The 1,437-nt window shown below is 47.6% G+C and carries 2 protein-coding genes; one reads left to right on the plus strand and one right to left on the minus strand.

Translation table 11 applies throughout. The features are described from left to right. Window positions 1–750 (minus strand): DEAD/DEAH box helicase (locus R7070_RS24610; RefSeq protein WP_318141334.1); only part of this gene is annotated, 750 nt, incomplete at its 3' end. A gap of 184 nt (window positions 751–934) precedes the next feature. Between R7070_RS24610 and R7070_RS24615 the strand changes: the two genes are divergently transcribed. Beyond that, window positions 935–1,437, plus strand: a 503-nt coding sequence (locus tag R7070_RS24615) for a CNNM domain-containing protein (protein ID WP_318141335.1), incomplete at its 3' end; no start/stop codon positions are given.

Consider the following 1,437-nt stretch of genomic DNA (forward strand, 5'->3'; position numbering starts at 1 on the left):
AATAAAGATCAGCACTTGCGACCAGTCGTTTTCATTCAGCATGTGGCTCAAAAGCGACGACTTCATGTCTTTATCGACGGTGGTGACCCACTGCTTGATGTTCGACTTAGATGCGCTGTGTTTTGCAATCGTAATCTCTTCAGGATCAACAATCGCGTTTTTGGCCAAATCACGAACTGGGTTCGACAACGTAGCCGAGAACAGCAAACTTTGAACATCTTCTGGCATGCAATCGATGATCTTATCGATCGAGTCGATAAAGCCCATATCAAGCATCTTATCGGCTTCGTCCAGTACCAGCATTTCCACTTCATCAAAATGGATCGCACGCTGGCCGTATAAATCAATCAGACGTCCTGGTGTGCTCACCACAATATCTACGCCTTCAATCAGCGCTTGCTTCTGCGGCGCATATTCCACGCCACCAAACATAGCCATTGAGCGCAGTGGCAAGTTCTTCCCGTACGCTTCAATACTTTGATGCACTTGCAGAGCCAGTTCGCGCGTTGGCGTAAGAATGATGGCACGAGCGCGTTTTTTACGTTGCGTCTCACCTTGGCTGAGCTTTTCTAAGATTGGCAACACAAAGCTGGCGGTTTTACCCGTGCCTGTTTGCGCAGCCGCGATCAAGTTGCTGCCACGCAGCACAATTGGAATCGCTTTTTGTTGGATAGAAGTCGGTTTTTCGTAACCCAGCGCCGTTACGGCATCCGTAATTGGTGCGCTTAAACCAAGCTTAGAAAATGGCATAGAAACGTCTCTAAAGAGGAAATGGGCGCGTAGTTTATCAGAATCCCAGTCAAGTAACAGAATCATTCGTCTGGACGCGAAAACCACATTCAACAAATGAACTCTATCCTTTTAATAAGACATTCTGTTGGCATGACGCGTTGAATTATTCACAACCTCACGTTTCTCGCGAGAGAATCTCGTTATGCTGCTAACGTGTGCATTACTGGAAGGCGCCATGGACATTTTATTGCTTGTTGGATTGATCGCACTAAACGGCATTTTCGCTATGTCTGAGATCGCGTTAGTCGCGGCGAAAAGCGGCCGACTAAAAATGATGGCCGAAGACAACGCACCTGCTGCGCTCGCTTTAGAACTAAAAAACAACCCTACCCAGTTTCTTTCGACTATCCAAATCGGCATTACTGCCATCGGTCTACTCAGTGGCATTTTTGGTGAAGCGACGCTGTCCATTCCTTTTGAACACTGGCTCGTTGCCCAAGGGCTAGAGCGCGAAGTCGCCACCGTTCTTGCGACTACCAGCGTTGTTATTTTGATCACTTACTTCGCGATCATCATCGGCGAGCTCGTACCAAAACGTTTTGCACAAAACAACGCGGAAAGCATCGCAATTGTGGTCGCCTATCCGATTCATTGGTTAGCCAAACTTGCCAGACCTTTTGTGTTCTTACTTACGGTGTCGACAGA

Source organism: Vibrio sp. 1557, from assembly GCF_033340175.1.
GTDB lineage: Bacteria > Pseudomonadota > Gammaproteobacteria > Enterobacterales > Vibrionaceae > Vibrio > Vibrio alginolyticus.